Genomic DNA, 16,594 nt, shown 5'->3' on the forward strand with positions numbered 1-16,594 from the left:
GATCCTGCGCGCCGTCGTCGACGGCACCTGGGCCCGCTACCCGGACGCGCCTGCGATCATCGTGCCGGTCGTCGCGACCAACCGGGCGTGCTGCGGATCGACCGTCCCACCTGAACCCGAGCCCCCGGAGGTCCCCGTGCCCACCGTCACCAGCGCCGGACTTCTGCTGTACCGCGGCCACGGCGAGGCACTCGAGGTGCTGCTCGGCCACATGGGCGGACCGTTCTGGGCCCGCAAGGACGCCGCCGCCTGGTCGGTCCCGAAGGGCGAGCACGGCCCCGACGAGACCCCGCTCGACGCCGCCCGCCGCGAGTTCGCCGAGGAGATCGGCCTGCCCGCCCCCGACGGCGAGGCGGTCGAGCTCGGCGCGGTCCGCCAGTCCCGCAAGACCGTCACCGCGTTCGCACTCGACGGCAGCGGCTTCACCGGTGCCGACGCCGTCGAGCACCGCCCCGACGACGGCAGCTGGGTCGAGATGGAGTGGCCGCCCCGCTCCGGGCGCACCGTCCGCTTCCCCGAGATCGACAAGGCGCAGTGGTTCGACCTGCCCACAGCGCGGGAGAAGATCGTGAAGGGCCAGCTGCCGCTGCTCGACAGGTTGGAGTCCCTGGTCGCCGGGTAGCCCCCGCGCATGGCCGACAGCATCAAGGACGACGAGATGTACGAGCGCCTCCGCGAGGAGGGCAACTCCAAGGAGAAGGCCGCACGCATCGCCAACGCGGCCGCCGCCGAGGGGCGTAGCACCGTCGGGAAGCGTGGCGGTGAGCACGGCGACTACGAGGACATGACCGTCGACGAGCTGTACCGGCAGGCGCAGAAGGTCGGCATCGACGGCCGCTCCGACATGAGCAAGGACGAGCTGATCCAGGCGCTTCGGGAGCACTGACCCCGCAGGAACGCCGGCTCCCGGAGGCGCTGGGATGATCGCGGGATGAGCCGCCGTCACGACCACGACGCCGGGGGCGACCCCGAGGTCCTGTCCCGCAAGGCCGCCCTGCGCGACGAGGTGTGGAGCGCGCTGACCGAGCAGAAGGCGGCACGGTTTCCCGGGGCCCGCAACCGGATCTCCAACTTCGTCGGCGCGGAGGCCGCCGCCCGGCGGCTGCGCGAGCTGCCCGAGTGGCAGGCCGCGCGGACGATCAAGTCGAACCCGGACTCCGCGCAGCTGCCGGTCCGCCGCTACGCGCTCGAGGACGGCAAGACCGTCTACATGGCGGTGCCGAAGCTGGCCGAGGACGACCCGTTCTTCCTGCTCGACCCGGACCACCTCGCCGACCCGCCCCGGCTCGCCGTGTCGATCAAGAACGCGACGCGGTCGGCCCGCCGGGTCGCCGTCGACGAGCTGGAGCCGGTGGACCTGGTCGTCACCGGCTGCGTCGCGGTCGGCGCCGACGGCGCGCGGCTCGGGAAGGGCGGCGGGTTCGCCGACCTGGAGTTCGCGCTGGCCCGGGAGGCCGGGCTGATCTCCGACGACACGCTCGTCGTCACCACCGTGCACGACCTGCAGCTGCGCGACGCCGGGGACATCCCGTGGGCCGCGCACGACGCGCCCGTCGACCTGGTCGTCACCCCCGACCGCGTGATCGACTGCCGGGAGCACCGCCGCGCCCGCCCGGACGGCGGCATCGTGTGGGACGCCCTGACCGAGGACAAGATCGCCGCCATCCCGCTGCTGGGACGGCTGCGGGAGGAGGCACGCCGATGAGCCCCGAGATCGTCGCCGAGCGCGGAGACATCACCGAGTCCACCGTGGACGCCGTGGTCAACGCGGCCAACTCGTCGCTGATGGGCGGCGGCGGGGTCGACGGCGCCATCCACCGCCGCGGCGGCCCGGAGATCCTCGCCGCCTGCAAGAAGGTCCGCGCCGAACGCTGCCCGGACGGGCTGCCGACCGGGCAGGCCGTCGCCACCACCGCGGGCGACCTCCCGGCGACCTGGGTGATCCACACCGTCGGCCCGGTATACGCGACGTCCGAGGACCGCTCCGCGCTGCTCGCGAGCGCCTACCGGGAGTCGCTGCGCGTCGCCGACGAGATCGGTGCCCGCACCGTCGCGTTCCCCGCGGTCTCCGCCGGGATCTACGGCTGGCCGCTCGACGACGCCGCCCGGATCGCCGTCGAGACCGTCCGCGACGCCGACACCGCCGTCGAGCAGGTGCGGTTCGTGCTGTTCTCCGACGACGTCCTCGCCGCCTTCCGCGCCGCGCTGGGCTGAGGCTCCACGGTGCCGGCGTGGCACCCGTGGCACGAACGCGCCGGCGACGGGTCAGCGGCCGGTGAGCCGGGTCGCGAGAACCGGCACGCCGTCCCCGGCCAGCCGCCCCAGCACCGCCGGGCGCCCGCACGCAGCGAGCAACACGTCGATCCCCCGGCCGCGTACCTGCGGCCCTTCGCCTGCGGCGAACCCGGTGTCGTCGTCGACGAAGCGCAGCCCGTGAACACGTCTCCTGGTGGTGAACCCGGGCGGCCGCCGGCCGATGACGAACTCCAGTGCGATCCGGACGCCGTCGGCCGCGGGGTCGAAGTGCAGCCCGAGCGGGACGGTGACGTCGGCGGTGTGCACCAGGACGTCGGTCATCGGACCGCGCGCACCGATCCCGGGCGGCGCGAACCGGCTGTCGGCCCGGTTCCGCAGCGTCGCCACCAGCTCCGCGACGGGTCGTGCGGCCGCCTGGTGCGCGGCCCGCTCCACCGCCCGGTCCGGGTTGCCGCGGGCCTGAAGGAGCAGGACCACGAACGACCGCATCGTCGTCGTCAGTGCCGATGCGAGGTGCCCGGCGACGGTCCGGACGTCCCACTCGGTACACAGGCTCGGGCTCGCGAGCTGCACGTCGTCGAGGGACTCCAGCAGGTCGGCGAACACCCGGCGCTGCCGCGCGGACACCGCGAACACGGCCTCGTCGGACACGGTGGACACAGTGGATACCCCGGCCTTCCGGCGTCGTCGCCCGCGCGCGGATCACGCCCGGAGCCCGCAGCATGACAGCTACCGTGGTCGGAACGCCCGCCCTCCGCCCACCACAGCACTGCTCGGAGGCTCCATGACCCGCGTCGGCCTGATGGTCACGTGCATCAACGACGTCCTGTTCCCCGACACCGGCCGCGCGGTCGTCACGCTGCTGCGCCGGCTCGGGGTCGACGTCGAGTTCCCGCCCGGCCAGACCTGCTGCGGCCAGCCGATGGTCAACACCGGCTACCCCGCCGAGGCGGTCCCGTTGGTGCGCAACCATCTCGACGCGTTCGCCGGGTGCGACGCGATCGTCGTGCCGTCCGGGTCGTGTGCGGGCTCGGTGCGTCACCAGCACTCGCTGGTCGCGCGGCGCTCCGGTGACCCGGGGCTGGTCCGTGGCGTCGAGGAGGCCCCGCCGACCTACGAGCTGTCGGAGTACCTGGTCGACGTGCTCGGCGTGACCGACGTCGGTGCGTACTTCCCGCATCGGGTCACCTACCACCCGACCTGCCACTCGCTGCGGATGCTGGGCGTCGGCGACCGCCCGACACGGCTGCTGCGGGCCGTCCGCGGGCTCACCCTGCTCGACCTCCCGGGCGCGAGCGAGTGCTGCGGGTTCGGCGGGACGTTCGCGGTGAAGAACGCCGAGACCTCGATCGCGATGGGCAACGACAAGGCCCGCCACGTCCGCGGGACCGGCGCGGAGGTGCTCGTCGCCGGGGACAACTCGTGCCTGATGCACGTCGGCGGGCTGCTGTCGCGGCAGCGCTCCGGTATCCGGGTGATGCACCTGGCGGAGGTCCTCGCGCAGACCGAGCCGGTGATCGAGGGCCGCGACGAACGGGCCGCCGACCGGCGCAGCCCCGGCAGCGGAGCGGACACCGGAAGCCCCGGCAGCCCGATCACCGGCAGTACAGGGAGCGCGATCACCGGCGACGCGGCCGGCACCGTGGAGGCGGCCCGATGAGCGGCACGTTCCTCGGCACCCCGTCCTTCCCGGCGGCGGCCCGCACCGCGCTCGGTGACTCCCAGCTGCGCCGCAACCTCGCGCACGCGACCGGCACCATCCGGACCAAGCGGGCCGGCGTCGTCGGCGAGGTCGACGACTGGGAGCAGCTCCGCCTCGCCGGTGAGGCGATCAAGAACCGGGTGCTGCGCCACCTGCCGGACTACCTGGAGCAGCTGGAGGCGTCCCTGACCGCAGCCGGGGCGACGGTGCACTGGGCGCGCGACGCCGAGGAGGCCAACCGGATCGTCGTCAGCATCGCCCGCGGGCACGGCACCGACGAGGTCGTCAAGGTCAAGTCGATGGCCACCCAGGAGATCGAGCTCAACGACGCGCTGGAGGCCGCGGGCATCCACGCCTGGGAGACCGACCTGGCGGAGCTGATCGTGCAGCTCGGCGACGACCTGCCCAGCCACATCCTGGTGCCGGCGATCCACCGCAACCGCGCGGAGATCCGGGAGATCTTCCTGCGCGAGATGGGCCGCGCGGGCCGCGGCGCCCCGGACGACCTCACCGACGAGCCGGCAATGCTGGCCGCCGCGGCGCGGGCGCACCTGCGGGAGAAGTTCCTGCGGGCGAAGGTCGCGGTGTCCGGGGCCAACTTCGCCGTCGCCGAGTCCGGGACGCTCACCGTCGTCGAGTCCGAGGGCAACGGGCGGATGTGCCTGACGCTGCCGGAGGTGCTGGTCTCGGTCGTCGGGATCGAGAAGGTGCTGCCGACGTTCGCCGACCTGGACGTGATGCTGCAGCTGCTGCCGCGTTCGTCGACCGGCGAGCGGATGAACCCCTACACCTCCACCTGGACCGGGGTCACGCCCGGCGACGGGCCGCAGGAGGTGCACGTGGTGCTGCTGGACAACGGCCGCACCGACGTGCTCGCCGACCCGACCGGGCGGCAGGCGTTGCGCTGCATCCGCTGCTCGGCCTGCCTGAACGTGTGCCCCGTCTACGAGCGCACCGGCGGCCACGCGTACGGCTCGGTGTACCCGGGCCCGATCGGCGCGATCCTGACCCCGCAGCTGCGCGGGGTGGGCACCGACCCGCAGACCGACTCGCTGCCGTACGCGTCGAGCCTGTGCGGGGCGTGCTTCGAGGTGTGCCCGGTGCGGATCGACATCCCCGAGGTGCTGGTACATCTGCGCGCGGAGGTGGTGGAGGCGCACAAGGCGGCGTCGCGGGTGCCGTCGGTGCAGGACATGGCGATGACGGCGTCGTCGTGGGCGTTGTCCTCGGCGTCGCGGACCGGGGCGGCCGAACGCGTGGCCGGGCTCGCCGGGCGAGTCGCGTCGCGCTTCGCGCGGCACGCCCCCGGCGGCCGGGACGTGCTGGGCGCGCTGCCCGGCCCGGCCGCGGCCTGGGCGGACTCGCGCGACGTACCGGTCCCGGCGGAGCAGTCGTTCCGGGAGTGGTGGGCGGAGACCGACGGCGGTCGGAGCCGGAGCATCGATACCGAGGAGCGCTCGTGAGCGCGCGCGAGGAGATCCTGGGCCGCGCCCGGCGGGCGTTGGCCGACGTCCCGGCAGGCGAGCCGGTGTCGGACATCCCGGTCGTACGGCCCGTTCCGCCGCAGCGGCCGCACGCCGAGGTCGTGGCACTGTTCGCCGAGCGGGTCGCGGACTACCGCGCGGTCGTCGAGCAGGTGGCCGGTGCCGACGCGGCGGCGCACGTGGAGGGCGCACTGGCGGGCCGGACCCCGCTCGCCGGGTCGGGCCCGCTGCGGATCCTGGTGCCGCCGGGTTTCCCGGACGCGCTGGTGCCCGCCGGTGTCGAGGTCGTCCGCGACGGCCCGGACGTCGGGGTCACAGAGCTGGACCGCTGCGACGGCGTGCTGTCGACGGCGGCGCTGGGCATCGCCGAGACCGGCACGATCGTGCTCGACCACGGCCCCGGCCAGGGACGACGCGCGGCCACCCTGGTCCCGGACCTGCACGTGTGCGTGGTGCGCACCGACCAGGTCGTGCCGGGCGTCCCGGACGCGGTCACCGCACTCGACCCTGCCCGCCCGGGCACGTGGATCAGCGGGCCGAGCGCGACCAGCGACATCGAGCTGGACCGGGTCGAGGGCGTGCACGGGCCGCGGACGCTGCACGTGCTGGTGGTCGACGGGAGCTGGTGAGCCGGGCCGGGCCGCGTGCTGCGGGAGCTCCGGAACCGGAGGCCGGCGGCAGGAACCCGACGGGCCCTGCGGGCGGGGTCGGCGAATACCTCACCGGCTGAGACGTTCCGGTCGATGTATCAGTCGGTGTCGATGTCTCAGTCGGTGAGGTATCGCGCGGGTGTGGCCCTGTCTCCGCCGACGCCGGGGCGCCGGGACGCCGGGACGCCGGGGCGTCGGGGCGTCGGCGCCGCCCGCTCCGAACCAGCTCGCCCCCGCGAACACCTGGAAACGAGACCCGGCTATCACCTGTCCGCGGAACCGCAGGTGATCTACGGTCGGCAGCGACGCCGTCGTCGACCCGAGGAGCCTCCGTGAGCCTGGTGCAGCACGCCCGCGAGCGCTGGTCGTCGGTGCTCACCCTGCCCGCACCGGACCGCGTCGACGACGCACTGCTCACCCTGGGGCCGCGACGTCCGCACACGTTCGGCGCGGCACCCGACGGGCTCCGCCCGATCCCCGGCGACGACGGTCTCCCGCTGCTCGGGCACGCCCTGTCCTACGTCCGGTTCGGGCACCGCTTCACCCGCGCCCGCACCCGCGATCTCGGGCCGGTCTGGTGGATGCGCTCCCCCGCCGGCCGCGCGGTCGTCGTCACCGGGCCGGCCGCGACCCGGGAGGTGCTCACCAACCGGGACAAGGCGTTCTCCCAGGAGGGCTGGCGGGCCACGGTCGACGCGTTCTTCCACCGCGGCCTGATGCTGCTCGACTTCGACGAGCACCGCGCGCACCGGCGGATCATGCAGGAGGCGTTCACCGCGCCGCGGATCGAGAGCTACGTCGCCGCGACCGTCCCCGTCGTCCGCGAGGTCCTGCCGGGCTGGCCGCGGGAGCTGCGGCTCTACCCGGCGCTGAAGCGGCTCACCCTGGACGTCGCCCAGCAGGTGTTCATGTGGGCGCGCAGCGGCCCGGAGGCGGACACCGTGAACCGGGCGTTCGTCGACTGCGTGCGCGCCGCGAACTCCTTCGTCCGCCACGACCTGCCCGGCACCCGCTGGCGGCGCGGGCTGCGCGGGCGCGCCGTGCTGGAGCGATGGTTCCGCTCCAACCTGGACGCCAGGCGCACCGGGGACGGCACCGACCTGTTCTCCGCGCTGTGCCAGGCCCGCACCGACGACGGCGAGGCGTTCTCCGACGACGACGTCGTCAACCACATGATCTTCCTGATGATGGCCGCGCACGACACGTCGACGACGACCGCGGCCGCGTCGGCGTACCACCTGGCCCGCCACCCGCAGTGGCAGGAGCGCTGCCGCGCCGAGTCCGACGCGCTGGCCGCGCGGATCGGTGACCGTGCCCCGACCGTGGCCGATCTGCGCGGGCTGACCTCGCTGGACCTGGTGGTCCGGGAGGCGCTGCGGATGGACGCGCCGGTGCCGGTCGTGATGCGGACCGCGGTGCGCGACACCACCGTCGCCGGGCACCACGTCCCGGGCGGCACGCGGGTCGTCGTCGCGCAGGCGGTGAACCACTACGACCCCGGCTGCTGGAGCGACCCGGAACGGTTCGACCCCGACCGGTTCGGCCCGGCCCGGCGCGAGGACCGCACCGACAAGGACGCGTGGGTGCCGTTCGGCGGTGGCGTGCACAAGTGCATCGGGCTGCACTTCGGCACGCTGGAGGTGACCGCGATCCTGCACGAGATGCTGCGCCGGTACCGCTGGAGTGTCGCACCGGGATACCGGCTGCGCTGGGACAACACGTCGCTTCCCGTCCCGGTCGGTGGCATCCCGGTCCGGCTGTCGCCACGCTGAGCCGGTCGCGACCCGGGCCCGCGAACGGACCGGGATGGCAGGGTGTCCCCATGGCACTGGTGCTCGGCGTCGACTCCTCCACGCAGTCCTGCAAGATCGTCGTGCGGGACGCCGACAGCGGCGAGCTCGTCCGCTCCGGGCGGGCGTCGCATCCCGACGGCACCGAGGTCGACCCGGCCCGCTGGTGGGACGCCCTGCGGTCGGCCCTCGACGACGCCGGCGGTCTCGACGGCGTCGAGGCGCTCTCGGTCGGCGGCCAGCAGCACGGCATGGTCTGCCTCGACGAGTCCGGCGCCGTCGTCCGCGACGCGCTGCTGTGGAACGACACCCGCTCCGCCGGCGCCGCCCGCGAGCTCGTCGACGAGCTGGGTGCGCAGGGCTGGGCGGAGGCGACCGGCGTCGTCCCGGTCGCCTCGGTGACGCTGGCGAAGCTGCGCTGGCTCGCCACGCACGAGCCCGGCAACGCCGACCGCACGGCCGCGGTCTGCCTGCCGCACGACTGGCTGACCTGGCGGCTGCGCGGCACCGGTGACCTCGCCGACCTGGTCACCGACCGCTCCGACGCGTCGGGCACCGGCTACTTCGACGGCGTCGGCTACCGCCGTGACCTGCTCGAACGCGGCTTCGGCCGGTCCCCCGCGCTGCCCACGGTGCTCGACCCGGCCGGGTCGGTCGAGGGCCCGGACGGCGTGCTGCTGGGCGCCGGGGCCGGGGACAACGCCGCGGCCGGGCTGGGCGTCGGCGCCGGGGACGACGTCGTCGTCTCCCTGGGCACCTCGGGCACCGTGTTCGCCCGCGCCGGGACGCGCGCGCAGGACCCGTCCGGGATCGTCGCCGGGTTCTCCGACGCGACCGGCGCCTACCTGCCGCTGGTGTGCACGCTCAACGCGTCCCGGGTGCTGGACGCGACCCGCACCCTGCTCGGCGTCGACCACGAGGAGCTGGGCCGGCTCGCGCTGGCCGCCGAACCGGGCGCGGGCGGGCTCGTCGTCGTCCCGTACCTGGAGGGTGAGCGGACACCGAACCTGCCCGACGCGACCGGGTCGATGCACGGCTGGACGCTCGCGTCCGGGACCCGGGAGAACCTGGCCCGGGCCGCCGTCGAGGGCATGCTCTACGCGCAGCGGGTCGGGCTGGAGGCGCTGCGCGAGCAGGGCGTCGCGGTGTCCGGGGTGACGCTCGTCGGCGGGGCCGCCCGCTCGGAGGCGGTGTGCCGCATCGCCGCGCAGGTGTTCGGGGTGCCGGTCACGGTGCCCGTCCCCGGCGAGTACGTGGCCGACGGCGCCGCCCGCCAGGCCGCGTGGGCGCTGCGCGGCGGCGACACCCCGCCGTGCTGGGCCACCGGGACCGCACCGGCCCGCTACGAGGCCGACCCGGACCCGGCAGGCTGGGAGCGCTACCGCGCCGCGGCCGAGCACCACCTCGACCGGGTCAGCTGAGCTCCCCCGCCGCGGCCGCGACCTCGTCACCGGTGTAGCCGAGCAGCCCGCCGAGGACATCGGCGGTGTCGGCGCCCAGGTCCGGGCCGACGTGGCGGACCGGCACCGAGGCGCCGTCGAGCACCGGGACGACGCCGGGGAACCCGACGCGGGCGGGCGCCGGCCCGCCGGTGTCGACGTCGAAGAACTGCACCATGTCCCGGGCGGCGAATTGCTCGTCGGCGACGATGTCGGCGGCGGTGTGGATCGGCCCGGCCGGCACCCCCGCCTCCTCCAGCCGGTCGAGCACGGTCGCCCGCGGCAGCGACGCCGTCCACGCCCCGATCGCGTCGTCGAGCTCGTCGCGGCGCGCCCACCGGCCCGCGTTCGACGCCAGCGACGGGTCCTCGCCGAGGTCCGGACGCCCGATGACGGCCATGAGCCGGCCGTAGATCGAGTCTCCGTTCCCGGCGATCACGACGCTGCCGCCGTCGGCGCACGGGTAGGCGTTCGACGGGGCGATGCCCTCCATCCGGCCGCCGACGCGGTGCCGCTCCACGCCGTAGGCGGTGTGGTCGGGCACCAGCGACTCCATCATCGAGAACACCGCCTCGTTGAGCGCGATGTCCATCGAGCGCCGGTTCAGCGGCGGCCGCCCGGGCGACGCCTCCCGCTGGTAGAGGCCCATGACCGCGGAGAACGCGCCGTAGAGCCCGGCGATCGAGTCCCCGATCGACACCCCCGTGCGCGACGGCGGCCGGTCGGCCTCCCCGACGAGCGCGCGGAGCCCGCCCATCGCCTCGGCGACGGCGGCGAACCCCGGCCGGGCGGCCAGCGGGCCGGTCTGGCCGAACGCCGAGATCCGCACCAGCACGACGTCGGGGTTGGCGGCGTCGAGCTCGGCCGGGCCGAGTCCCCACTTCTCCAGCGTGCCGGGCCGGAAGTTCTCCAGCACGACGTCGCTGCGGCGCACCAGATCCAGCACGGCACGGCGGCCCGCGGCGGAGCGCAGGTCCAGGGTGATCGAACGCTTGTTGCGGTTCAGGACGCGGTAGAGCATCGAGGTGTCACCGGCGTAGAGCCGCCAGTTGCGGACCTCGTCGCCGGTGCGCGGCCGCTCCACCTTGATCACGTCGGCGCCGAAGTCGGCGAGCAGCCGGCCCGCGGTGGGCGCCGCGATGTAGTTGCCGAGCTCGAGCACACGCACCCCGGCCAGGGGCAGGTCGCCGGTCACGCCGCCCACCCCTCAGCTCGCGGCCAGCGCGCCGCCGAAGCCCAGCAGCGCGACCCCGGCGACGGCGTCGGTGGCCCGCCGGACGCGGCGCCGGGACAACCAGGTGCGGGCCCGGTGCACGACGAACACCATCCCGGTCTGCCAGATCCCGCCGAGGACCGCGACGGTGAGCGCGAGCAGCAGCGCGTCCGCGGTCGTCGTGACGCCGGGGACGAGGAACTGCGGCAGCACCGACAGGTACATGACCAGGATCTTCGGGTTGGTGACGTTCGACAGGAGCCCGGTGAGCAGTGCCCGCGACGGGCGCAGCCGCGGCCCTGCCTCACCGACCGTGCCGTAGTCGCCGCGGCGGGCGGCGCGCAGCGCCTGCACCCCGAGCACGCACAGGTAGCAGACACCGGCCCAGCGGATCGCGGTGAAGGCGGTGTGCGACTGGGCGATCAGCACCCCCAGCCCGAACGCGGCGGCCGAGCCCTGCAGCACGTTGCCCCCGAACACCCCGGTCGCGGTGAGCAGCCCGGACCGGCGGCCACCGGCGAGCGAGGACCGCATCAGCACGAAGGTGTCGGGCCCGGGCATCAGCACCAGGCCCACGACGATCAGGAGGTATGCACCGTAGGACGCCCAGCTCACGGGGGTCATCGTAGGCTGGCCCGCGATGAGGTCCCGCTCCGGCCGCCGGCGCCGCGCATCGCGCCGCGAGGTGTCCCCGCTCGCCCCGCGCGACGGCCTGGACCCGGCCCGGCTGCGCACCCCCGCCGACGGTGCCTGGCCGACGATGCGGGCGCATCTGCTCGACCGGATCCCCGGTGTCGACCCGGACCGGCTCGACGCGATGCTCGCCGCCGGGGAGATCGTCACCCTCGACGGGCCGTTGAGCGCGGCCTCTCCGTTCACGCCGTCGACGACGCTGTGGCTGCACCGCGACGTCCCCGACGAGGCCGAGGTCCCCGGCACCCTGGACGTCCTGCACCGCGACGACGACGTGGTCGTGGTCGACAAGCCGCACTTCCTCGCGACGATCCCGCGCGGCAGCCACGTCCGGCAGACGGTGCTGGTCCGGCTGCGCCACGAGCTGGGCCTGCCGGAGCTGTCCCCCGCGCACCGCCTGGACCGCCCGACCGCCGGGGTGCTGCTGCTCGTCGTGCGCCCGGAGCTGCGCGGGGCGTACCAGACGCTGTTCGCGACCGGCCGCGTCGACAAGACCTACGAGGCGGTCGCGCCGTACGACCCGGCGCTGGAGCTGCCGCGCACGGTGACGTCGCGGATCGTGAAGCGGCCCGGGACCCTGCAGGCACTCACCGAGCCTGGCGAGCCGAACGCCGAGACCCGGGTCGAGCTCACCGACTACCGCAGCGGCACCGGCTACCGCAGCGGCACCGAGCACCGCAGCGGTACCGGGCACTCCGCCGGCACCGGCTACTACCGGCTGCACCCGCGGACCGGGCGCACCCACCAGCTGCGGGTGCACCTGGCCTCGCTCGGCGTCCCGATCCTCGGCGACGACGTCTACCCGCAGGTCCGGGACCGGGCCGACGGCGACGTCACCCGCCCGCTGCAGCTGCTGTCACGCCGTCTGGAGTTCGACGACCCGGTCACCGGTGAACGCCGGAGCTTCACCAGCAGGCGTGCCCTGCAGGCATGGGACGACCCCGGCGGCTGGGCCGCCGGGGTCTGAGTCCGCGCCGCTGAGTCCCGCAGGTCGGCGCGTGCAGTCGGGACAGGGCGGTCCGGACAGGACGGCCCGGCTCAGCCGGCGTCGCGGTCCGGCTGGTCGTCGGCGCCGTGCCGGGCCCCGGTGCCCGGGGTGCCGTTCATGGTCATCGGGTCGGTCTGCCCGCCGTCGTCGTCGGCGGCGCGGTGCCGTCCCTCGCGCAGGCCCCGCTGGTAGCTGGACAGCCGGGTCCGGACGCGGTCGGGCTGGCGCTCGCGGGAGCCCTGCGGGACCGAGCCGTTCGGGGTGTCGCGCCACGACGGCGGCACCATCTGCCGGCCGGGCTGGCGCTGCGGCAGGCCCTGCGCGGTCGTCGGGAGGTCGACGACGCGGTCGGCGCGGATCCGGGCCGCATCGAACTCGGCGTCGCCGGCGGTGCGCCAGTTCTCCGGCTCCGGCGTGCCGTCCGCGCCGACCGGCAGCGCGGTCGTCGGGACGGACGAGGGCTCGCGGAACCACGCCGAGGCGACCGACGCGAAGATCGGTGTGCTCTCCAGGTCGTCGTCGCCGACGGGCACGGGGACCTCCGAGTCGAACGGGCCGAACAGGGCGTCCGGGCTGTGCTGTTCCGGGTTCTGCCGGCCCGGGATCTGCTGGTCGTGGGCCGGCGGGGCGTCCCGGCTCCCGGTGTCGCGGTCGGTGTCGCGGTCGGGGCCGCTGCTCACCGGTAGCGCCTCGGTCAGCGGGTCACCCGGCGCCTCCGTCCCGCGGGTGCCGGGCTCACGCTCCGCCTCCGTCTCCGGGGCACCCGGAGACGACTCCGCAGACGGCGCCGGCTGGGGCGGACGCGACGGCGGACGCTGCGCCGGCGACGGGAACGGCCGGTTCGCCTGGCCGGGGGGCGGCCCGTCGAACGGCGCGGCGGCCGAGGCCGACCACCCGGGCCGCGGCGGGTTCTCCTGGGCGGGACCGTCGAACTGGGCGGGGCTGTCGAACGGGGCCGACCCGCTCCCGGACGCCCCGCTGTCGAACGGCGACGTCCCGCTGTCGAACCGCCGTCCGCTGTCGAGCGGTTGTCCACTCTCGAACGTCCCGCTGTCGCCCGGCGGGCCGGCGTCGTACGCCGCAGGCCCCGTGTCGAACGGCGACGGCGAGGAGTCCCCCGGCGCACCGAACGGGGCCGCGGTGAACGACGCCGCGTCGGCAGGCGCTCCGAACGGCTGCTGCCGCCGGTTCGGCCCCGGCGTACGGCGCGGCAGATCACCACCGGGTCGCGGCCCCGGCTGCGCGGCAGGGCTCTCGAACGACCGCGCCGACGGGCGCGGCGGCGGCCACGGGCTGTCACCGGTGTCGCCGTCCTCGACGACGGGCCGGGCCCCGGCCGGGGTCTCCGGGCGCGGCTCGGCCCGCTGCTGCCCGCCGCCGACGACCGCGGGCGGCAGGTGCAGCACGGCCACCGCGGCGCCCTCGGTGCTCCCGGCCGGGCCGCGGACGCCGAGCGTCGCGCCGATCGACCGCGCCAGCCGGGCCGCGACGTGCAGCCCGATCTCCTGCGGCGCCACGGGCCCGTTGGGCTGCGCGGTGGACAGCGCACGGTCGAGGTCGTCGAGCGGGGTCTGGTGGCGCGGGGGCTGGGCGCACTGCAGCTCGACGACGACGCCGCCGTCCGGGCTCCAGCGGGTGTGCAGCTCGATCCGCTCGCCGGGCGGGGTCACGCCCCCGGCGTGCGCCAGCAGCTCGGCGAGGATCTGCTCGACGACCGGCTCGGCGCGGGTCTCCAGGGTCACGCTCGGTGTCGGCAGCACGACGGTGCGCGAGGCGGCCTCGCTGGCCGCGACGACCGTCGTCAGCACCTGGCCGAGCGAGGTCGCGTGCGGCGGCCCGGGCCTGCGGTCCGGACCGGCACCGGAGAGCACGAGCAGGTGGTCGCCGTCGCGGGCGCCGCGGCGTGCGGCCGCGGCCAGCTCGGCGAGGTCGGCCAGTGCACCGGGGCGCAGCTCACCGCTGCGCAGACGCTCGGTCAGCAGCTGCTGGCGCTCCGACCGGGCCCGCAGACGGCGCGCGAGGGCGGCCAGCACGGCGTCACCGGGCGGGGCGTCCCCGGGCCCGGGCCGTCGGTCCGCACCGGGACCCTGCTCCGGGCTGTACGGCGGGTCGTCTCGCGCCACGCGATCGTCCTCCGAACGGCAGGTACCCCGATCCCCCGTCGGGACCGGGCATGGACGGGGCGAACACTACCTGCCGCAACGCCGCCCGCCTGCCCGGATGCGGTGGGCGGTGGGCTCCCGGCGTCGCTCGGAGCAGGTTCGTGAACTCCCCGGGCGGGGCGCTACTCCTCGAACCGGGACGGATCACCCGCACCGACCCGGACGATCTCCGGCTCGTCGGTGGACAGGTCCACCACCGTCGTCGGCTCGGTGCCGCAGTCCCCGGAGTCGATGACGGCCTCGACCTGGTTGTCGAGCTCCTCCTTGATGTCCCAGCCCTGGGTCATCGGCTCGTCGTGCCCGGGCAGCAACAGCGTCGAGGACAGCAGCGGCTCCCCCAGCTGCGCCAGCAGCGCCTGGGTGGTCGCGTGGTCGGGGATGCGCACGCCGACGGTCTTCTTCTTCGGGTGCAGCAGCCGGCGCGGCACCTCCTTGGTCGCCGGGAGGATGAACGTGTAGCTGCCCGGCGTGGAGGCCTTCACCGCGCGGAACACCGCGTTGGAGATCTGCACGAACTGCCCGAGCTGGGCGAAGTCGGCACAGACCAGGGTGAAGTGGTGCTTGTCGTCGAGCTTGCGGATCTGCCGGATCCGCTCGAGACCGTCCTTGTTGCCCAGCGAGCAGCCGAGCGCGAAGCAGGAGTCCGTCGGGTAGGCGATCAGGCCGCCGTCGCGGACCACGTCCACGACCTGACCGATGCTGCGCGGCTGGGGGTTCTCCGGATGCACGTCGTAGTACCTGGCCATCGACGCAGCGTGCCACGACGACCACGGCTTGTCGCCCGCTCGTCCGTGTGGCCGCCCGCTCGTCCGTGCGGCACAGCCGTATCGCCGCGACACCGATGCACGACGACACGGTGACGCCTTCCCGAACTCCGGGCGACCAGGGCGAACCCGCTCCCGGCGGCGCCGAGCCGCTGCCCGCTCGTCACCCGTACGTCATGTGTGCGACGGGCTGCGGTCACCCGCACGGCGCAGGTTGGTCCGCCGTGGACGACACCTCCTCCGACACGACCGCCGACTCCGCCTCCGCCGACGGCCCGACCCCTGCCGGCACCGCCTCCGATGCCGCTCCGGCCACCGGCTCGGCCACCACCGGGGCCTCGGCCGCCGCGGCCACGACCGCCGCCACCGGCAAGCCGGGCGCCGGGAAGGCCGACACCGCGAAGCCGGGCTCTGCGAAGCCGGACGCCGCGAAGCCGGGATCCGGGACGAAGGCCGCCGGGAAGCCGGGCGCCGGGGCGCCCCCCGCCGCGGGCAACCCGGTCTCCGCCGACGGCCCGGACCTGCCGCACCCCGAGGAGGTCGACACCACCGAGTACCACGTCGACGACGAGGGCGACGACGACCCGCAGCTCGTCGGGCCGCACGGCAACCCGGTCGACACCTGGCGCGAGGGCTACCCGTACGACACCCGGCTCAGCCGCTCGGAGTACGAGACCGAGAAGCGGCTCCTGCAGATCGAGCTGCTGAAGCTGCAGAACTGGGTGAAGGAGACCGGGAAGCGGATCGTCGTGCTGTTCGAGGGCCGCGACGCCGCAGGCAAGGGCGGCACGATCAAGCGCTTCACCGAGCACCTGAACCCGCGCGGCTGCCGCGTCGTCGCGCTGGAGAAGCCGACCGAGCGCGAGGCAGGCCAGTGGTACTACCAGCGCTACATCGGGCACCTGCCCTCCGCCGGGGAGATCGTGCTGTTCGACCGGTCCTGGTACAACCGCGCCGGCGTCGAGCGGGTCATGGGCTTCACCGACCCGCGCAGCTACATGGAGTTCCTGCGCTCCACCCCGGAGCTGGAGCGGATGCTCGTCCGGTCCGGGACGACCCTGGTCAAGCTGTGGTTCTCCGTCTCGCGCGACGAGCAGCGCACCCGCTTCCTGATCCGCCAGGTCGACCCAGTGCGGCAGTGGAAGCTCTCCCCGATGGACATCGCCTCACTGGACAAGTGGGAGGCCTACACCGAGGCCAAGGAGGCGATGTTCTTCTACACCGACACCAAGGACGCGCCCTGGACGGTGATCAAGTCCAACGACAAGAAGCGCGCCCGGCTCAACGCGATGCGCTACGTGTTGTCGCTGTTCGAGTACCCCGGCAAGGACCCGGCGATCGCGACGCCGCCGGACCCGCTGATCGTCGGCCCGGCCGCGGAGATGTTCGAGCAGGGCGAGCAGCAGGGTGCGGAGTTCCCGCCGCTGACCGAGAGCTGACCGGGAGCCGAACC

General features: G+C 74.9%; 16 protein-coding genes. 11 read left to right on the top strand and 5 right to left on the bottom strand.

Annotated features, from left to right (window positions below):
- Positions 1-136: 136 nt before the first annotated feature.
- The 4 genes from ACLE50_RS05655 to ACLE50_RS05670 are packed head-to-tail and all read left to right on the top strand — an operon-like array spanning position 137 to position 2,214.
- Positions 137-622, top strand: coding sequence for an NUDIX domain-containing protein (locus ACLE50_RS05655; RefSeq protein WP_410942328.1), 486 nt, complete (start codon positions 137-139; stop codon positions 620-622).
- Between the two features lie 9 nt (positions 623-631).
- Positions 632-886 (top strand): DUF7218 family protein, encoded by a 255-nt coding sequence (locus ACLE50_RS05660; protein ID WP_410942329.1) that lies wholly within the window; start codon positions 632-634, stop codon positions 884-886.
- A 45-nt stretch (positions 887-931) separates the two neighbouring features.
- The gene (locus ACLE50_RS05665; protein ID WP_410942330.1) at positions 932-1,705 is read left to right on the top strand and encodes a 5-formyltetrahydrofolate cyclo-ligase; all 774 of its coding nucleotides are present in this window, start codon (positions 932-934) and stop codon (positions 1,703-1,705) included.
- A complete protein-coding gene (locus tag ACLE50_RS05670) occupies positions 1,702-2,214 on the top strand; it encodes an O-acetyl-ADP-ribose deacetylase (protein ID WP_410942331.1) in 513 nt (170 codons plus the stop codon). Before ACLE50_RS05665 ends, ACLE50_RS05670 begins: the two co-directional genes overlap by 4 nt.
- A gap of 51 nt (positions 2,215-2,265) precedes the next feature.
- Here the strand turns inward: ACLE50_RS05670 and ACLE50_RS05675 are convergent, their stop codons facing one another.
- Positions 2,266-2,907, bottom strand: coding sequence for a maleylpyruvate isomerase family mycothiol-dependent enzyme (locus ACLE50_RS05675; RefSeq protein ID WP_410942332.1), 642 nt, complete (start codon positions 2,905-2,907; stop codon positions 2,266-2,268).
- A 133-nt stretch (positions 2,908-3,040) separates the two neighbouring features.
- On the opposite strand from ACLE50_RS05675, the gene ACLE50_RS05680 reads away from it, so the two are divergent.
- From ACLE50_RS05680 to ACLE50_RS05700, 5 genes are all read left to right on the top strand, one after another.
- Entirely contained in the window at positions 3,041-3,916 is an 876-nt protein-coding gene (locus tag ACLE50_RS05680) for a (Fe-S)-binding protein (RefSeq protein ID WP_410942333.1), read from the top strand.
- Positions 3,913-5,421: a lactate utilization protein B gene (locus ACLE50_RS05685; RefSeq protein ID WP_410942334.1), complete on the top strand. Its 1,509-nt coding sequence runs from the start codon at positions 3,913-3,915 to the stop codon at positions 5,419-5,421. Before ACLE50_RS05680 ends, ACLE50_RS05685 begins: the two co-directional genes overlap by 4 nt.
- Positions 5,418-6,071 carry a LutC/YkgG family protein gene (locus ACLE50_RS05690; RefSeq protein WP_410942335.1) on the top strand — a complete coding sequence of 218 codons (654 nt, stop codon included), beginning with the start codon at positions 5,418-5,420 and terminating at the stop codon, positions 6,069-6,071. Before ACLE50_RS05685 ends, ACLE50_RS05690 begins: the two co-directional genes overlap by 4 nt.
- A 353-nt stretch (positions 6,072-6,424) precedes the next feature.
- Positions 6,425-7,864 carry a cytochrome P450 gene (locus ACLE50_RS05695; RefSeq protein ID WP_410942336.1) on the top strand — a complete coding sequence of 480 codons (1,440 nt, stop codon included), beginning with the start codon at positions 6,425-6,427 and terminating at the stop codon, positions 7,862-7,864.
- Between the two features lie 50 nt (positions 7,865-7,914).
- Positions 7,915-9,303: a xylulokinase gene (locus tag ACLE50_RS05700; RefSeq protein WP_410942337.1), complete on the top strand. Its 1,389-nt coding sequence runs from the start codon at positions 7,915-7,917 to the stop codon at positions 9,301-9,303.
- Here ACLE50_RS05700 and ACLE50_RS05705 read toward each other — a convergent pair.
- A complete protein-coding gene (locus ACLE50_RS05705) occupies positions 9,296-10,516 on the bottom strand; it encodes a CaiB/BaiF CoA transferase family protein (protein WP_410942338.1) in 1,221 nt (406 codons plus the stop codon). The genes ACLE50_RS05700 and ACLE50_RS05705 overlap by 8 nt on opposite strands.
- Positions 10,517-10,528: 12 nt before the next feature.
- A complete protein-coding gene (locus ACLE50_RS05710) occupies positions 10,529-11,149 on the bottom strand; it encodes a LysE family translocator (RefSeq protein ID WP_410942339.1) in 621 nt (206 codons plus the stop codon).
- 25 nt (positions 11,150-11,174) lie between these two features.
- On the opposite strand from ACLE50_RS05710, the gene ACLE50_RS05715 reads away from it, so the two are divergent.
- Positions 11,175-12,194, top strand: coding sequence for a pseudouridine synthase (locus ACLE50_RS05715; protein ID WP_410942340.1), 1,020 nt, complete (start codon positions 11,175-11,177; stop codon positions 12,192-12,194).
- A gap of 71 nt (positions 12,195-12,265) precedes the next feature.
- Here ACLE50_RS05715 and ACLE50_RS05720 read toward each other — a convergent pair whose 3' ends face one another.
- Together ACLE50_RS05720 and ACLE50_RS05725 are read right to left on the bottom strand one after the other, a co-directional pair.
- Positions 12,266-14,338, bottom strand: a complete 2,073-nt coding sequence (locus ACLE50_RS05720) for a hypothetical protein (protein WP_410942341.1) — start codon at positions 14,336-14,338, stop codon at positions 12,266-12,268.
- Positions 14,339-14,499: 161 nt separating this feature from the next.
- Complete coding sequence (locus ACLE50_RS05725) at positions 14,500-15,123, bottom strand: L-threonylcarbamoyladenylate synthase (RefSeq protein WP_410942342.1); 624 nt, start codon at positions 15,121-15,123, stop codon at positions 14,500-14,502.
- 242 nt (positions 15,124-15,365) lie between these two features.
- Here ACLE50_RS05725 and ppk2 point away from each other — a divergent pair, with 242 nt between their 5' ends.
- Positions 15,366-16,580: a polyphosphate kinase 2 gene (gene ppk2 / locus ACLE50_RS05730; RefSeq protein ID WP_410942343.1), complete on the top strand. Its 1,215-nt coding sequence runs from the start codon at positions 15,366-15,368 to the stop codon at positions 16,578-16,580.
- Positions 16,581-16,594 lie beyond the last annotated feature (14 nt).

Source organism: Pseudonocardia phyllosphaerae, assembly GCF_046546475.1.
Taxonomy (GTDB): Bacteria; Actinomycetota; Actinomycetes; order Mycobacteriales; family Pseudonocardiaceae; genus Pseudonocardia; species Pseudonocardia phyllosphaerae.

Coding starts and splice junctions, on each gene's coding strand:
- ACLE50_RS05660 (WP_410942329.1), top strand. CDS start 632: ATGGCCGACAGCATCAAGGACGACGAGATGTACGAGCGCCTCCGCGAG.
- ACLE50_RS05665 (WP_410942330.1), top strand. CDS start 932: ATGAGCCGCCGTCACGACCACGACGCCGGGGGCGACCCCGAGGTCCTG.
- ACLE50_RS05670 (WP_410942331.1), top strand. CDS start 1,702: ATGAGCCCCGAGATCGTCGCCGAGCGCGGAGACATCACCGAGTCCACC.
- ACLE50_RS05680 (WP_410942333.1), top strand. CDS start 3,041: ATGACCCGCGTCGGCCTGATGGTCACGTGCATCAACGACGTCCTGTTC.
- ACLE50_RS05685 (WP_410942334.1), top strand. CDS start 3,913: ATGAGCGGCACGTTCCTCGGCACCCCGTCCTTCCCGGCGGCGGCCCGC.
- ACLE50_RS05700 (WP_410942337.1), top strand. CDS start 7,915: ATGGCACTGGTGCTCGGCGTCGACTCCTCCACGCAGTCCTGCAAGATC.
- ACLE50_RS05715 (WP_410942340.1), top strand. CDS start 11,175: ATGAGGTCCCGCTCCGGCCGCCGGCGCCGCGCATCGCGCCGCGAGGTG.
- ACLE50_RS05725 (WP_410942342.1), bottom strand. CDS start 15,123: ATGGCCAGGTACTACGACGTGCATCCGGAGAACCCCCAGCCGCGCAGC.